General features: G+C 67.7%; 11 protein-coding genes. 9 read left to right on the top strand and 2 right to left on the bottom strand.

The window, feature by feature from the left end; all coding sequences use genetic code 11:
- Positions 1-12: 12 nt before the first annotated feature.
- The 7 genes from I004_RS0106620 (at position 13) to I004_RS0106590 (ending at position 8,137) form a co-directional block, all read left to right on the top strand.
- Positions 13-798 (top strand): D-Ala-D-Ala carboxypeptidase family metallohydrolase, encoded by a 786-nt coding sequence (locus I004_RS0106620; RefSeq protein WP_028434829.1) that lies wholly within the window; start codon positions 13-15, stop codon positions 796-798.
- Positions 799-1,226: 428 nt separating this feature from the next.
- Entirely contained in the window at positions 1,227-1,613 is a 387-nt protein-coding gene (locus I004_RS32610) for an SseB family protein (RefSeq protein WP_051344765.1), read from the top strand.
- The gene (locus tag I004_RS37430; RefSeq protein ID WP_051344764.1) at positions 1,610-2,233 is read left to right on the top strand and encodes a hypothetical protein; all 624 of its coding nucleotides are present in this window, start codon (positions 1,610-1,612) and stop codon (positions 2,231-2,233) included. The genes I004_RS32610 and I004_RS37430 overlap by 4 nt, the downstream gene beginning before the upstream one ends.
- Before the next feature lie 3 nt (positions 2,234-2,236).
- Positions 2,237-6,892, top strand: coding sequence for a putative T7SS-secreted protein (locus tag I004_RS32600; RefSeq protein ID WP_051344763.1), 4,656 nt, complete (start codon positions 2,237-2,239; stop codon positions 6,890-6,892).
- On the top strand, positions 6,861-7,349 hold the full coding sequence (locus tag I004_RS38020; RefSeq protein WP_486579786.1) for a hypothetical protein: 489 nt from the start codon (positions 6,861-6,863) through the stop codon (positions 7,347-7,349). The genes I004_RS32600 and I004_RS38020 overlap by 32 nt, the downstream gene beginning before the upstream one ends.
- 98 nt (positions 7,350-7,447) lie before the next feature.
- Entirely contained in the window at positions 7,448-7,780 is a 333-nt protein-coding gene (locus I004_RS0106595) for a hypothetical protein (protein WP_028434827.1), read from the top strand.
- Between the two features lie 12 nt (positions 7,781-7,792).
- Positions 7,793-8,137, top strand: coding sequence for a hypothetical protein (locus tag I004_RS0106590; protein WP_028434826.1), 345 nt, complete (start codon positions 7,793-7,795; stop codon positions 8,135-8,137).
- A 44-nt stretch (positions 8,138-8,181) separates the two neighbouring features.
- On the opposite strand, the gene I004_RS38015 is transcribed toward I004_RS0106590, so the two are convergent.
- On the bottom strand, positions 8,182-8,400 hold the full coding sequence (locus I004_RS38015) for a DUF397 domain-containing protein (protein WP_078510876.1): 219 nt from the start codon (positions 8,398-8,400) through the stop codon (positions 8,182-8,184).
- Positions 8,397-9,272, bottom strand: coding sequence for a Scr1 family TA system antitoxin-like transcriptional regulator (locus I004_RS0106585; RefSeq protein WP_078510895.1), 876 nt, complete (start codon positions 9,270-9,272; stop codon positions 8,397-8,399). Before I004_RS0106585 ends, I004_RS38015 begins: the two co-directional genes overlap by 4 nt.
- Positions 9,273-9,772: 500 nt before the next feature.
- Here I004_RS0106585 and I004_RS0106580 point away from each other — a divergent pair, with 500 nt between their 5' ends.
- Together I004_RS0106580 and I004_RS32595 are read left to right on the top strand one after the other, a co-directional pair.
- On the top strand, positions 9,773-12,301 hold the full coding sequence (locus I004_RS0106580) for a PQQ-dependent sugar dehydrogenase (protein ID WP_051344797.1): 2,529 nt from the start codon (positions 9,773-9,775) through the stop codon (positions 12,299-12,301).
- 14 nt (positions 12,302-12,315) lie between these two features.
- Complete coding sequence (locus I004_RS32595) at positions 12,316-13,737, top strand: ThuA domain-containing protein (RefSeq protein ID WP_078510875.1); 1,422 nt, start codon at positions 12,316-12,318, stop codon at positions 13,735-13,737.
- The last annotated feature ends 213 nt before the right edge of the window (positions 13,738-13,950 follow it).

The raw sequence follows: 13,950 nt of genomic DNA, 5'->3' as shown, positions 1-13,950 counted from the left end.
GCAGCGTCCGTCATGAGTTCACGTCCCGTCAGAGTGCTGTTGTCGGTTCTCACGGGAGCGGGTTTGATGCTCGTCGCCCCCGCTGCCACCCCCGCTGTCGCGAGTTCCGCGCCGGCCGCCCCTGCCACCTCGACCACCGCCGACGCGAGCGCTGCCGACGCCTGCTACAGCTGGAGCGGAACGCTCAGCGAGGGCGCGTCCGGAGAGGCCGTGCGGCAACTCCAGATCCGCGTCGCCGGATACCCGGGATCCGGCAACCAGCTTGCCGTCGACGGCCAGTTCGGCCCGGCCACCAAGGCCGCGGTGCAGCGCTTCCAGTCGGCATACGGCCTCTCCGCCGACGGAGTCGCGGGCGCCCAGACCTTCAACAAGATCTACGAGTTGCAGGACGACGACTGCACGCCGGCCAACTTCAGCTACGACGAGCTGAACAACTGCAACTCCGACTGGTCCGGGGGCAAGGTCGGTGCTGCCACGGCCCGCGGTAACGCCCTCGTCACCATGTGGAAGCTGCAGGCGATGCGCCACGCCATGGGCGACAAGCCGATCACCGTCAACGGCGGCTTCCGCAGCGTTGCCTGCAACAGCGCGGTCGGCGGCGCGGCGAACAGCCGCCACATGTACGGTCACGCGGCCGACCTGGGCGCCGGTTCGCAGGGTTTCTGCGCCCTGGCGCTGGCGGCCCGTAACCACGGCTTCACCGAGATCCTCGGTCCCGGCTACCCGGGCCACGACGACCACACGCACGTCGCGGGCGGCGACGGACGCTTCTGGTCGGCGCCCACCTGCGGGCTCTGACCCGCCACTTCGCGTTTCTGCCTCGCCATGTCCGCTCCGGTGCCGTCGGCCCGGAGGGACGTGGCGAGATGCGTTTCCCGGTGGGACCCCCGCCCGTGCCGCCGCCGGAAGTGATCACCGCCTCATCCTGCCCCCGTCACCGGGTACCTCGCGTGCCTGCTGTGTACGGTGATGAGGACTGTAGGGACGTAGGGGGACGGGGAGTTGTACGGATGTGCAGGGGGAGGCGGCACCGCCCGCGGACCGGGCGGCGGAGCTGCGTGAAGTGGCGGCGGCGATGGGGGAGTTCGGACGTCGCCTGGTGCTGGTGCCGTTGCTCGACGGCGAGTTGAAGTACATGCAGCCGGGGGGCCGCGACGGAACCTGTCGCAGGGTGCGTCGTGTCCCCTACGGTCGGAACGGCTGATCGGACCGGGGGGGGGGTTGTCATGCTGACGGAGGACGTCGAGGACGTCGAGGCTGCACAGGAGCAAGTGCGCGCCACCTTGGGGGAGTTCCGCAGGTCGATGGTGCTCGTTCCGGTCCGGGACGGCGGGATCCTCACCGGGGACCAGGGTGGTCTGCGCTGGATCTATGCGTTCACGGACACGGACACGCTGACGGCGTTCGCGCAGGCACGTGGCGAGGGCGGCGAGTGGGAGTTCCGGCGGGTCTACGGCGCCCGGCTGCTGGACGAGACCGTGGCGGAGGTCGGAGTTCCGTGCGGGATCGCGGTCGATGTGGGCAGCGAGGGGGCGTTCCTGTTGCCTCCGGCGAAGGGGATCGTGCCCGATGAGGTGGCCGTGACCGAGGAGCCGGAGGGGGCGTCGGCATGAGCGGTGGTTACAAGTTCGACCCGGCGGCGGCGAAGCAGGTCGAGCAGGGTCTGAAGGCTGCGACGGCGGAGCTGGAGGAGACGGGCTTCTTCTCGATCGCGGCGCAGCAGGGGCAAGGGTTCCAGTTCCTGCAGATGTCCGGCATGGAGATGGGCAGCGGCGAACTGGCCGACGTCTTCGGGCAGTTCTGTGGCCTGTGGGGTCTGGCGATCCAGATGAAGATGCACGATCTGAATGACATCGCGGAGAAGCTCGGGCTGTCGGCGGGGCTGTACCACGAGCAGGAGCAGTACGTGAACGACACCCTCAAGGAGGTCGTCGTCACGGCCGGTTCGTACAACCCCCAGCAGGGAGTCGCGGAAGGGGACAAGGCGGGGGAGAAGTCCTGGGGCGAGGTGTGGGGGGACGTGAAGCCACGGATGCCGGAGGTGGACACGTCGCAGCCCGACTGGAACCAGATGGGCGACCAGTGGGGGCAGGTCGGGGACGACTTCGGGAACTCCCCGTGGCAGGACCTGGCCGGACCGGACCGGCAGGACGACTCGGACTGGCAGTGGGACGGGCCTCCCGAGCAGGAGCAGGGCGGCCAGGGCGACAACAGGGGCAACGGGGGGAACTGACCGGTGGGTCTGGGGGACGCGTTCGAAGCGGTCGGTGACGGAGCCGAGTGGGTCGGCAACAAGGCCGCCGACGGCCTCGACAGCGTAGGTCTGGAAGGCGCAGCCGAGGGCGTACGGGATGCGGGCGAGTGGACGGCGGACAAGCTCGGTGCCGACGTCTCCGAACGGCAGCTGGGCGAGACGGAGGATCCGAAGGAGATCATCCACGGCGACGTGGAGAAGCTGACCGAACGGGCCGAGCATCTCCGGGACTTCTTCAAGGCGTTCGACAAGCTCGGCTCCGGGCTGAAGGGCCTGGACGTGCACGGCTGGGAGGGCGAGGCCGGGGAGGGGTTCCGGGCCGAGTTCGCGCCGCAGCCGAAGTTCTGGATCCAGGCCGCGGACGCCTGCGAATCCTCCGCGAAGCAGTTCGTCCAGTACGCGTCCACCGTGCAGTGGGCACAGGGCCAGGCCAAGGAGGCCATCGCCCTGTACAAGAAGTCGAAGGCGACTTCGGACAAGGCGGTCGACGACTACAACGCGAAGGCCGACGACTGGAACCGCAAGAACGAGTCCGGCCAGGACCCCGGCCCGAAACCGTCACCGTTCCAGGACCCGGGCAAGGCCGGGCTGGAGCGGGCCCAGCACATGGTGACGGAGGCCCGCAGCCAGCGGGACGACGCCGCGCGCCGAGCGAAGGACGTCGTCAAGGGGCTGGTGGAACAGGCCCCTGAGGTGCCCGGGGCCTGGGAGATGATCAAGACCAGCTTCCAGGACATGTCGGACGGTCTGGCGCTGAACAGCATGCACCTCGTCGGCGGGGCGCTGAAGGGCCTGGGCGAGACGGCCGGCCTGGTGCGGATGCTGAACCCGCAGGATCCGTACAACATGACCCACCCGGGCCAGTACCTGCAGAACATGAACGGCGTCGCCACCGGCCTGGCCTCCACCGTCGCCCATCCCGAACGCCTCGTGGGCATCGTCAAGAACCAGAACTGGCGCGACCCCGCCGAGGCCATCGGGAAGGTCGCCGTCGACCTGATCGGCGGCAAGGGCGCGGGCGGCGCCGTCAAGGGTGGCCTCAAGGGCGCGCTGAAGACCGGGGGCAAGGAGGCCATCGAGCAGGGCGCGAAGCAGGGCGCCCGGAGGACGGTCAAGGAGCGCATCCAAGATCTCGCACGGGACCTGAACTGCAAGGTTCTGCGCAACGAGCCCGTCGACATGGCCACGGGCCGGATGGTGCTGCCGCAGACCGACGTCAGCCTGCCCGGCACGTTCCTGCTGGAGTTCACACGCACCTTCGAGTCCGCGTACCGCAACGGCGGCTTCTTCGGGCCCGCCTGGGCCTCCACCATCGACGAGCGCCTCGAAGTCGACGCCGAAGGTGTCGTGCACGTCGCCGCCGACGGCAGCGTGCGCGCCTACCCGCACCCGGCACCCGGCCTGCCCGTCACCCCGGTCAAGGGGGTGCCGTGGTCGCTGGAGCGGCACCCGGACGGCTCCTACGTCCTGCACGATCCGGTCGGGCGGATCACCCGCACCTTCGAGGCGCCCGCCGGCGTCGAGCCGGGCGGTGACGGGATCGCCAAGCTCGCGTCGATGTCCGACGCGCAGGGCAACTGGATCTCGGTGGAGTGGGAGCTGGGACACCCGCACTCCATGACGCACTCAGGCGGCTACGAGCTGCAGTTCACGTGCGACGCGGGCCGCATCACCCGGCTTTCGCTGGCCACCGCCGATGGTCCGGTCACGCTTCGCTCGTACGGCTACAACGAGCGCGGCTTCCTCACCTCCGTCGCCGACTCCGAGGACCGCGCCACCCGCTATGACGTGGACGAGCGCGGCCGCATCACCAAGTGGACCGACAGCAACGACCGCTCGTTCTCGTACACGTACGACGACGAGGACCGCTGCATCCACCACGCAGGCGAAGCCGGGCACCTCGAGGCCCGATTCGAGTACGGACTGGACAGCAACGAGCCGGGGTGCACGACGACTCGGGTCACCGACTCCCTCGGCCACACGTCCCTGTTCACCGTCGACGCCCGGCTGAGAATCGTCGCGGAGACCGACCGTGCCGGCCGGACCACCCGCACGACGTACGACGACGAGCACCGGCCGCTGACGGTCACGGATCCGGTCGGTGCCACTGTCGAGTATGTCTACAACGAGGTCGGGCGTCCGCTGCGTGTCGTGCTGCCCGACGGCGGTGAGATCTCCGTCGAGTACGACGAAGAGGGCCGTCCCGTCCGGAGGACGGACGCGGACGGAGCGGAGTGGAAGTACGCCCGTGACGAGGGCGGGCTGCTCACCGCCGTCACCGACCCGGCCGGCTCCACGACGACGTACGGGTATGACGGACGCGGTCATCTCGCCTCCGTCACCGCCCCTTCCCCAGCCTCCGGCCGGGGAGACCCCAAGGGCGCCACCAGCGCGGTCCGTTGCGACGCGGCCGGGCTGCCGGTGCAGATCACCGATCCCCTCGGTGGAACCACGGTGTACGTGCGCGACGCCTTCGGCCGTCCCGTCACCGTCACCGATCCGTCCGGCGCCGTCACCCTGCTGGAGTGGACGCCGGAGGGCCGGCTGGTGCGCCGCACCGACCCGGAGGGCGAGGTGCAGAGCTGGACGTACGACGGGGAGGGCAACTGCGTCACCCACACCGACGCGGTCGGGGGTGAAACCCGCTACGAGTACGGCCACTTCGACCTGCGCACGGCCCAGACCGGCCCTGACGGAGTGCGGCACACCTTCGCCTACGACACCGAGCTGCGGCTCGTGCAGGTCGCCAACCCGCAGGAGCTGACCTGGAGTTACACCTACGACCCCGCGGGCCGGCTGATATCCGAGACCGACTTCGACGGCCGCACCGTGCAGTACGGTCACGACGCCGCCGGGCGCCTGGCCTTCCGCACCAACCCGGCGGGCCAGACGATCAGCTTCACCCGCGATGTCATGGGCCGCGTCACCAGGAAGAACGCCGACGGCGACGCCACCGACTACTCCTACGACGCGGTCGGACGGCTCATATCCGCCTCAGGCCCCGACGCGGAACTGATCTGCCGCCGGGACAAGTTGGGACGCGTCAAGGACGAAGCCGTCAACGGCCGTGTCCTGAACCATGATTACGACGCGCTCGGCCGCCGCACCCGCCGCGTCACACCGGCAGGCACTGTCACGACGTACACGTACGACGCGGCAGGCAACCGCACCTCGCTCACGACGAACGGCCATACGCTCACCTTCGGCCACGACGAGTCGGGCCGCGAGATCAGCCGCAGTGTCGGCGAATCCGAAGGTGCCCTGACCTTCACCAACCTCTGGGATCCAGCGGGGCGGTTGGCGTCCCAGACCATCGCGGGCCCTGCGGCGGGCACGGTGCAGCAGCGGACCTACCGGTACCGCGCAGACAGCCATCTGGTCGGTGTCGAGGACCAGTTGAACGGTTCGCAGCTCTTCGAACTCGACCGGGCGGGACGGGTCACGGAGGTCCGCGCCGAGAACTGGTCGGAGAGCTACGCGTACGACGAGGCCGGGAACCAGGCCAGCGCCGACTGGCCCGCCCAGCACGCCGGTTCGGACGCGCGCGGCGAGCGCAGCTACAGCGGTACGAAGCTGCTGACCGCCGGGCAGATCCGCTACGAGTACGACGACGCGGGCCGTGCGGTGCTGCGGCAGAAGTCGCGGCTGTCGAAGAAGCCGGACACGTGGCGCTACACCTGGGACGGTGAGGACCGACTGACGTCGGTGACTACGCCCGACGGTGCGCGCTGGCGGTACCTGTACGACCCGCTGGGGCGCCGCATCGCCAAGCAGCGGCTCGGCGACGACGGTCAACAGGTCCTGGAGCAAGTCGACTTCACCTGGGACGGCTCGATCCTCGTCGAGCAGACCAGCAGCGCCCCGAACATGCCCGATCCGGTGACGCTCACCTGGGACCACGATGGGCTGCGGCCCCTGACGCAGACCGAGCGCATCACGAACGAGACCACTCAGGCCGAGATCGACTCGCGTTTCTTCGCGATCGCCACCGACCTGGTGGGTGCCCCGATCGAACTGTTCGACGAAAGCGGCGGCATCGCCTGGCGCACCCGCCGAACCCTGTGGGGCACGACGACGTGGAACGCGGACGCCACGGCGTACACGCCGCTGCGCTTCCCCGGCCAGTACGCGGACCCTGAGACGGGCCTGCACTACAACTTCCACCGCCACTACGACCCCACCACGGCCCGCTACCTCTCCCAGGACCCCCTGGGCCTCGACCCGGCTCCGAACCCGGTCACGTACGTGCACAACCCACACACGTGGGCGGACCCGCTGGGGCTTAAGTGCGAACCGGCTGACAGTGGCAACAATGATCTTCCGGAGGGGTACACCTCTTCCCCAGCGCTCAAGGGAGACCCCTACCATCCCGACTCGGTGGACGAGCGAAGTCGGCAGAGTCGGGAAACGTATGGACCGACCGTTGCCGATCGGGCGGCCGAACTGGGATATAACAGAAGAATTCCCGCACAGAGGGCGCCGTTTAATTCCCATGGACAGGTCGTGTTCCATAACGGTAGGAACTACATCACGCCAGATGTCGATGGGCATAACGTTTCAGACGGCTGGAAGATGTTCAATCGCAGAGGCCAACGGATCGGGACATATGACCAAGATCTCAACTACGTCGGGGAATGACAGCTTCTCAATCGAGGTGATCGAAGAAGCTGCCTCAGAGGATCAGGATCAGCAGTCTCCCCAAGCCGTAGGCAGGATTAAGGTCGGCGGCTTCACCGAGACCTTTCTCATGGATCTGAGTTTCTGGGCAGTGGGTGAATATCGCCAGAGTTGGGGGCAAGCGCTCGATGAACTCGAACGCACCGAGACGGCTACCTCCTGCCTTATTTCGTCCATCACTGATCCAGCACGCAGCAACTTCATTTCGTGCTGGCCACTGTATCGAGAAGGGGGGGCGGTGTATCTACAGAATTCGATCATCTTCTTGGATGAACTCGATGAAGCGTTCGACCCTCAAGAGCCCTGGCGGTACGTGCAGCCTCGCTGCTCGGTGGACGAAGACGGGAATCGCATCTCGGAGTGGGTGACGAGCGTGTCCCAGGTGCGTCGATTCCGTGAATCCGCCTGGGGCTCGTGAATCCACTTCCTAGGATCCAACCTTTCGAGGAGTTACTGCGGCATCGTGTGGATACCCGAATTTGAGGTTTCCTCGGTGAACTTGATGGGTGGGTACAAGTGATCGAGGTGCAGACTTCCGAGGGCAACGTGGAGCTCGGCGACGAGGACAGGTCGCTGCTCCGAGCGGTCCTCCGCGAGGTCAATGAGGCCTCCTACCTCCTGGAGGACGAGGTGACCTGGAGCGGATTTCCAGAGCTTTTGTCAGCCGTCCGCGACGAACGCACCTTTCCCGATACCCGGGTCGTGATCGGTGCAGAGCAGATGAAGAATCTCCGCGAGTTGGCTGACCCGACCTGTAAGCACTTGGGTGCCGACGAGTTCCGGACTCGGACCGGGTTCCCTTTGCGGGAGGCGCAGAGAATGCTGCACCGCCTCGGCGACGATTCGTAGCTAGGAGGTCCGATGAAGGAATGGCTGCAGCCTCATGTGGCTGAGGTCCTGCGGGATGCGGAAGACGACTGGATCATCATCGACAATGTCATCGCGTACGGTTGGGAAGGTAGTACGCAAGCCCGAAAAGACCCTCGTGAGGCGACTGTCGAGCTGTTCCGCTTCCTTCTGGACCAGGAATTGATGCTGGTTGGTGATCTCGGAGACCGCGGGTTCGAGGCCTGGACATGCTCTGTGGATGAGGCTGTCAAGACATTCGTCGAGGGTTGCGAGTCCTATGACTGGGAACCGCAAGGCGCACTTTGGTGGCTCGAAATCACCAGCAAAGGCAGGGATTGGCTCGCTCGGGCAGCATGACTTATTCCGAGCTCTTTTTGAAGTGCTGAAAGTAAACTGAGCAGCTACTCGTCTGCCGCCTCCGGATGCGTGATCACCAACGTATGCCTGCATGCATTGAGGAATGTGGCCCAGGCAGCTGGAGAAAGGGCGAGTTGCGGGCCCTGCTTATTCTTGGAGTCGCGGACGTGGATGGCCTCGGGGCAACTGGCGACCTCCACGCAGTCCCCGTCACCGCTGCTGCTGTAGCTGCTCTTGAACCAGGACAGTTCAGTAGTGCTCATAGCGCTCCCCGCATCCGCTCCAAGAGGGCCTTCGAGTCCTCCAGGCCAAGGGCCTGAGAGCGCATCCTGGCATACCTCTTCTGGAGCACGCTCAGCTCCTTCGGCTCGGAGACGAAGATGCCGCCTCGCTGTGCCTCGTTGTACGCGAACCAGCGGTGCTCCGGTGTCTCCAGGAGCTGCATGGGGCCGGCCAAGCCTGCATGGGCCCCGTGGGCCAGCGGCATCACCTGGATCTCCACGTTGCGCTGCTCGGCGACGAGCACCACGTGGTCCAGGAGCCCCCGGGTCACCTCCACCCCACCCGTGCGGCGCAGGAACAGATGCTCCTCCAGGATGAAGCTGTACGCCGTGGACGGGCGCTCCGTCAGCAGCCGTTTGCGTTGCGCACGCGCTTCCCACTGGGCCTGGATCTGCGCGTCGTCCAGCGGTGGAAGCTGGTTGACGAACAGCGTCCGCGCGTACGCCTCCGTCTGCAACAGCCCTGGAACCAGGCGGCATTCGTAGGTGTTGAGCGTGATCGCTTCGGCCTCCAGACGCGCCCACTGGCGAAACCAGCTCGCCAGGCCCGGTTGCCGGGAGAGGTGCCGTGCTGCTCCTCGCAGTGTTCCGAACGCGTCCAGTACCTCCTCGGCGCGTTCCACGAACTCCGGCTGGGGGAAGCGCCGGCCCTGCTCGATCGAGGCGACCGTCGGCTGCGAGTAACGCACCAGCGGTGCGAACTCCTCCTGGGTCAGCCCGGCCCGCTTCCGGAATGACTTCAGTACTTCGCCGAACGCCTTGAGGCTGTCCGAGGACTCCGGTTCGGCGCCGCCGTTCGCCGCGTCGCCGCGGCCTTCGTCGGCGCACGAGTTCCCGCCGATGCCGTCCACCATCTCCAGTAGCCCCCGCTCGCCGCGCACCCTGAACTCACGCATCGTCACGGAACGTGACACTCGCTGTCCAGTGTCTCCACCCGTACTCCGGCCCTGAGTACGTGTCAGTGACCTGGCCCGCGTCACCGTGCGGCAACCCATGTCGGCGCTGGGAGCGCAACGCACGGGGGCCCAGCTGGCCGCAACGCTGCGTGAGTTAACGCCCCCACACACTTTGTCCACATGGTGGAAGAAGCCGACTTGGACGGTGCCAAAGGGGTTTCCGTATTGGACGAAGATGGCTAACGTCCTTGTGGTGTACCGGACATGAGCCGCTTTCCCCCTCGATCGCATGCACGACCGGTACATCCGCAATCCGGTGATCCCCGGGCCCCACACCGGCGATCAAGTCGGCGCGACGGCGCGCGCCTGTGCCAGCACGACGGTCTACGACACCTCGGTCACCCACCGTTCTCCCTCTCAGGAGGAGTCGCGTGCACAGGATCACCCGCTACTCATCCCTGCCCTACGGACCCCACAGACACCCACGACAGCGCCGTTCGCCGCTCAGGCCGCGACGGCCTCGTGCCGCGTTCCGCTCCCGTATCGCCCTTCTGGTCTCCGGCGTCCTGGTCGCCGGCGGCCTCTCGCTCTCCGCCGCCCCCGCTTCGGCATCGGAAGCGGCTTCGCCACCGGAAGCGCCGAAGGGCGCGGCCGCCGCGAAGAAGGCCGCCGACTTCCAGCAGGTCACCCTGGCCAAGGGGGTCGCCGAGACGGGCGAGCCGATGACGTTCGCCGTGCTGCCCGACAGTTCGGTGCTGCACACCTCGCGCGACGGCACGCTGAGGCTGACCGACAAGGGCGGCTCCACGAAGGTGGCCGGGCAGATCCCCGTCTACAGCCACGACGAGGAAGGGCTCCAAGGCGTCGGCGTGGACCCCGACTTCAAGGACAACCGCTTCGTCTACCTCTACTACGCGCCGCCCCTGAATACCCCCGAGGGCGACGCCCCCGAGACCGGGAACCCCGACGACTTCAGGCCCTTCGACGGAGTCAACCGGCTCTCCCGGTACGAGTTGGGCGAGGACGGCACCCTCGACGCGGACAGCGAGAAGAAGATCCTCGAAGTCCCCGCCAGCCGCGGCCTGTGCTGCCACGTCGGCGGCGACATCGCCTTCGACGCCGACGGCAATCTGCTGCTGTCCACCGGCGACGACACCAACCCGTTCCAGTCGGACGGGTACTCGCCGATCGACGAACGCGCCGACCGCAACCCTGCGTTCGACGCCCAGCGCAGCAGCGGCAACACCAACGACCTTCGCGGCAAGATCCTCCGCATCACGGTGAAGGAGGACGGCTCGTACGGCATCCCGGAGGGCAACCTCTTCGAGCCGGGCACCGAGAAGACACGCCCCGAGATCTATGCGATGGGCTTCCGGAACCCGTTCCGTATGACCGTCGACAAGCCCACGGGCATCGTCTACGTCGGCGACTACGGCCCCGATGCCGGCGCGGCGGACCCGGCCCGGGGTCCCGCCGGACAGGTGGAGTTCGCGCGGGTCACCGAGGCGGGGAACTACGGCTGGCCGTACTGCACCGGCGACAACGATGCCTACACGGGCTACGACTTCGGCAGTGGCGAGTCCGGCGGGAAGTTCGACTGCGCGGCCCCGAAGAACGAGTCGCCCAACAACACGGGCCTCACCGATCTGCCGCCCGCGCAGGCGGCCTGGATCCCCTATGACGGCGCGTCCGTACCGGAGTTCGGCGACGGTTCCGAGTCGCCCATGGGAGGCCCCGTCTACCGCTACGACAAGAACCTCGACTCGGCTGTGAAGTTCCCCAAGGAGTACGACGGGGACTTCTTCGCGGGCGAGTTCGGGCGGCGGTGGATCAAGCGGATCGAGCAGGACGCCTCGGGAGGCGTCACGTCCATCAACTCCTTCCCCTGGAGCGGCACTCAGGTGATGGACATGGAGTTCGGCCCGGACGGTGCGCTGTACGTGCTCGACTACGGCACCGGCTTCTTCAACGGTGACGAGCACTCGGCGGTCTACCGGATCGAGAACGCCACCGACGGCCACAGCCCCATCGCGGAGGCCAAGTCGGACAGGACCAGCGGACAGGCGCCGCTGGAGGTCGCCTTCTCCTCCGAGGGCAGCAGCGACGCCGACGGTGACGAGCTCAGCTACAGCTGGGACTTCGGTGACGGCGCCACTTCCGACGAGGCGAACCCGACGCACACGTACACCGAGAACGGCACCTACTCCGCGACCGTGACGGCAACCGACCCGGGCGGCCGCACAGGCAGCGCGAGTGTCATCGTCACCGTGGGGAACACCGCGCCGACGGTGCAGCTCCAACTGCCGCAGGACGGGCAGCCGTTCAGCTTCGGCGATGAGGTGCCCTTCAAGGTGGAGGTGACCGACCCGGAGGACGGCGACATCGACTGCTCCAAGGTCGAGGTCAGTTACGGTCTCGGCCACGACAGCCACGGCCACCCGATCACCTCGGCCAAGGGCTGCTCCGGAACCATCAAGACCAGCGCGGACGGCGAACACGACCCGAACGCCGACATCTTCGGGGTCTTCGACGCGTCGTACACCGACAACGGAGGCGGCGGCCAGGACCCGCTGACCAGTCACGACCAGAGCATCCTCCAGCCCGAGCACCGGCAGGCCGAGCACTTCACCACCTCGGCCGACGGTGTGACCGTCGCCGACGCCGAGGGCGCCGAGGGTGGACGGGCGGTGACGGGCGTGAACGACGGCCAGTGGATCTCCTTCGACCCGTATGTCAGCGAGCACGTCACCGAGTTGTCCGCGCGCGTCAAGAGCAGCGGCAGCGCGAGCGGCACCGTCGAGGTACGTGCGGGCGGCCCGGACGGCACCCTGCTCGGCACCGCCGACGTCGGTACCGGCGACGGCTGGCGGGACGTGAGCACATCCATCGAGAACGCGCCACAGGGCACCGGCAAGCTCTGCCTGGTCTTCAAGGGCGGCGCGGGCGACCTGTACGACCTGGACAGCTTCAAGGTCACCACCGGCTGAGAGGAGGAGAGCACATGAGACGAACACGCAGATCACGCACCGCTCGCCCGGCACGCAGGGCGCGCACGACACGTGCGGCCCTCACCGCCGCCTCGGCGCTGCTGCTGACGGCGACGGCAGCGGTTCCGGTGCAGGCCGCCGCGCAGAAGAAGCCGCCGCATGAAGGCGAATCCGTGCTGGTCTTCTCCAAGACCGCCGGCTTCCGGCACGACTCCATCCCCGACGGGATCGAGGCGTTGAGGCAGCTCGGTGAGCAGAACGGATTCACCGTGGACGCCACGGAGGACGCCGGCGTCTTCACCCCGGGACGTCTCGCCGCCTACGACGCGGTGGTCTTCCTCTCCACGACCGGCGACGTGCTCAACGAGCCGCAGCAGGCCGCCTTCGAGGGGTACGTCGAGGACGGAGGCGGCTACGTCGGAGTGCACGCGGCGGCGGACACCGAGTACGAATGGCCGTGGTACGGCGGGCTCGTGGGCGCGTGGTTCGACTCGCACCCCGCGATCCAGCCCGCCACCGTCGACGTCGAGGACCGGGCCAACCCGGCCACCTCCCATCTGGGCACGGCCTGGGAACGCACCGACGAGTGGTACAACTACCGCTCGAACCCGCGGGAGAACGTCCACGTCCTGGCGGCCCTCGACGAAGGCTCGTACACGGGCGGCACCATGGGCGGCGATCACCCCATTGCCTGGTGCCAGGAGTACGGCGGTGGCCGGGCCTTCTACACCGGTGGCGGACACACCAAGGAGTCCTACGCGGACGAGGCGTTCCGTACGCATCTGCTCGGCGGCGTGCGGTGGGCAACCGGGACCGCGCAGGCCGACTGCCGTCCGGAGAACGGCTATACGGCCGTCTACGACAGCGGCACCGGGCTCGACCAGTGGAAGCAGGCCGGGCCCGGTCACTTCGAGGAGAGCGACGACGGGACCCTGCGAACTGTCGGCGGGATGGGCCTGTTGTGGTACCAGGCCGAGCAACAGGGCAGTTATTCGCTGAAGTTCGACTGGAAGATGGCCGGGGACGACAACTCCGGTGTCTTCGTGGGCTTTCCCGCCTCGGACGATCCGTGGTCCGCGGTCGACAACGGCTACGAGATCCAGATCGACGCGACGGACGTGCCGGAGAAGACGACCGGCTCCGTCTACGGATTCCAGTCGGCCGACCTCGAGGCCCGTGACGCGGCGCTCAACCCGCCCGGGGAGTGGAACACCTACGAGATCCGCGTCGAGGGCGAACGGCTCCAGGTCTGGCTCAACGGAACACGCGTCAACGACTTCACCAACACCGACCCCGCACGCAGCCTGACCGACGGCCACATCGGCCTGCAGAACCACGGCGACGGCGACGACGTGGCCTTCCGCGACATCAGGCTGCGCCAACTGGCGCCCGCCACGGGCTCCGGCGACAGGGCTCACGAGGGAGGCGAGCACTGAGCCGAGTGCCCGGCCGCGCCCCACCGCCCGGTGGCGGTCGGGACCGCGTCCGAATGTGAACCGCCGTCCGGCACACGCCGGATGACGGGCCGCAGCCTGCGGTCCGTCCTCACGGTGTCCGACGGTCCGAGGGGGGCCGCGGACCCGTACAGGCGGCGGGCGAGGAGAACGCCGACTCCTCCCCGCCGCCCCAGCCGTGAACGGTGCGGTGCC

This window comes from Streptomyces sp. TAA486 (assembly GCF_000426165.1).
The sequence above is the reverse complement of the archived record's forward strand: the minus strand, read 5'-3'. Positions and strand labels throughout refer to the sequence as shown.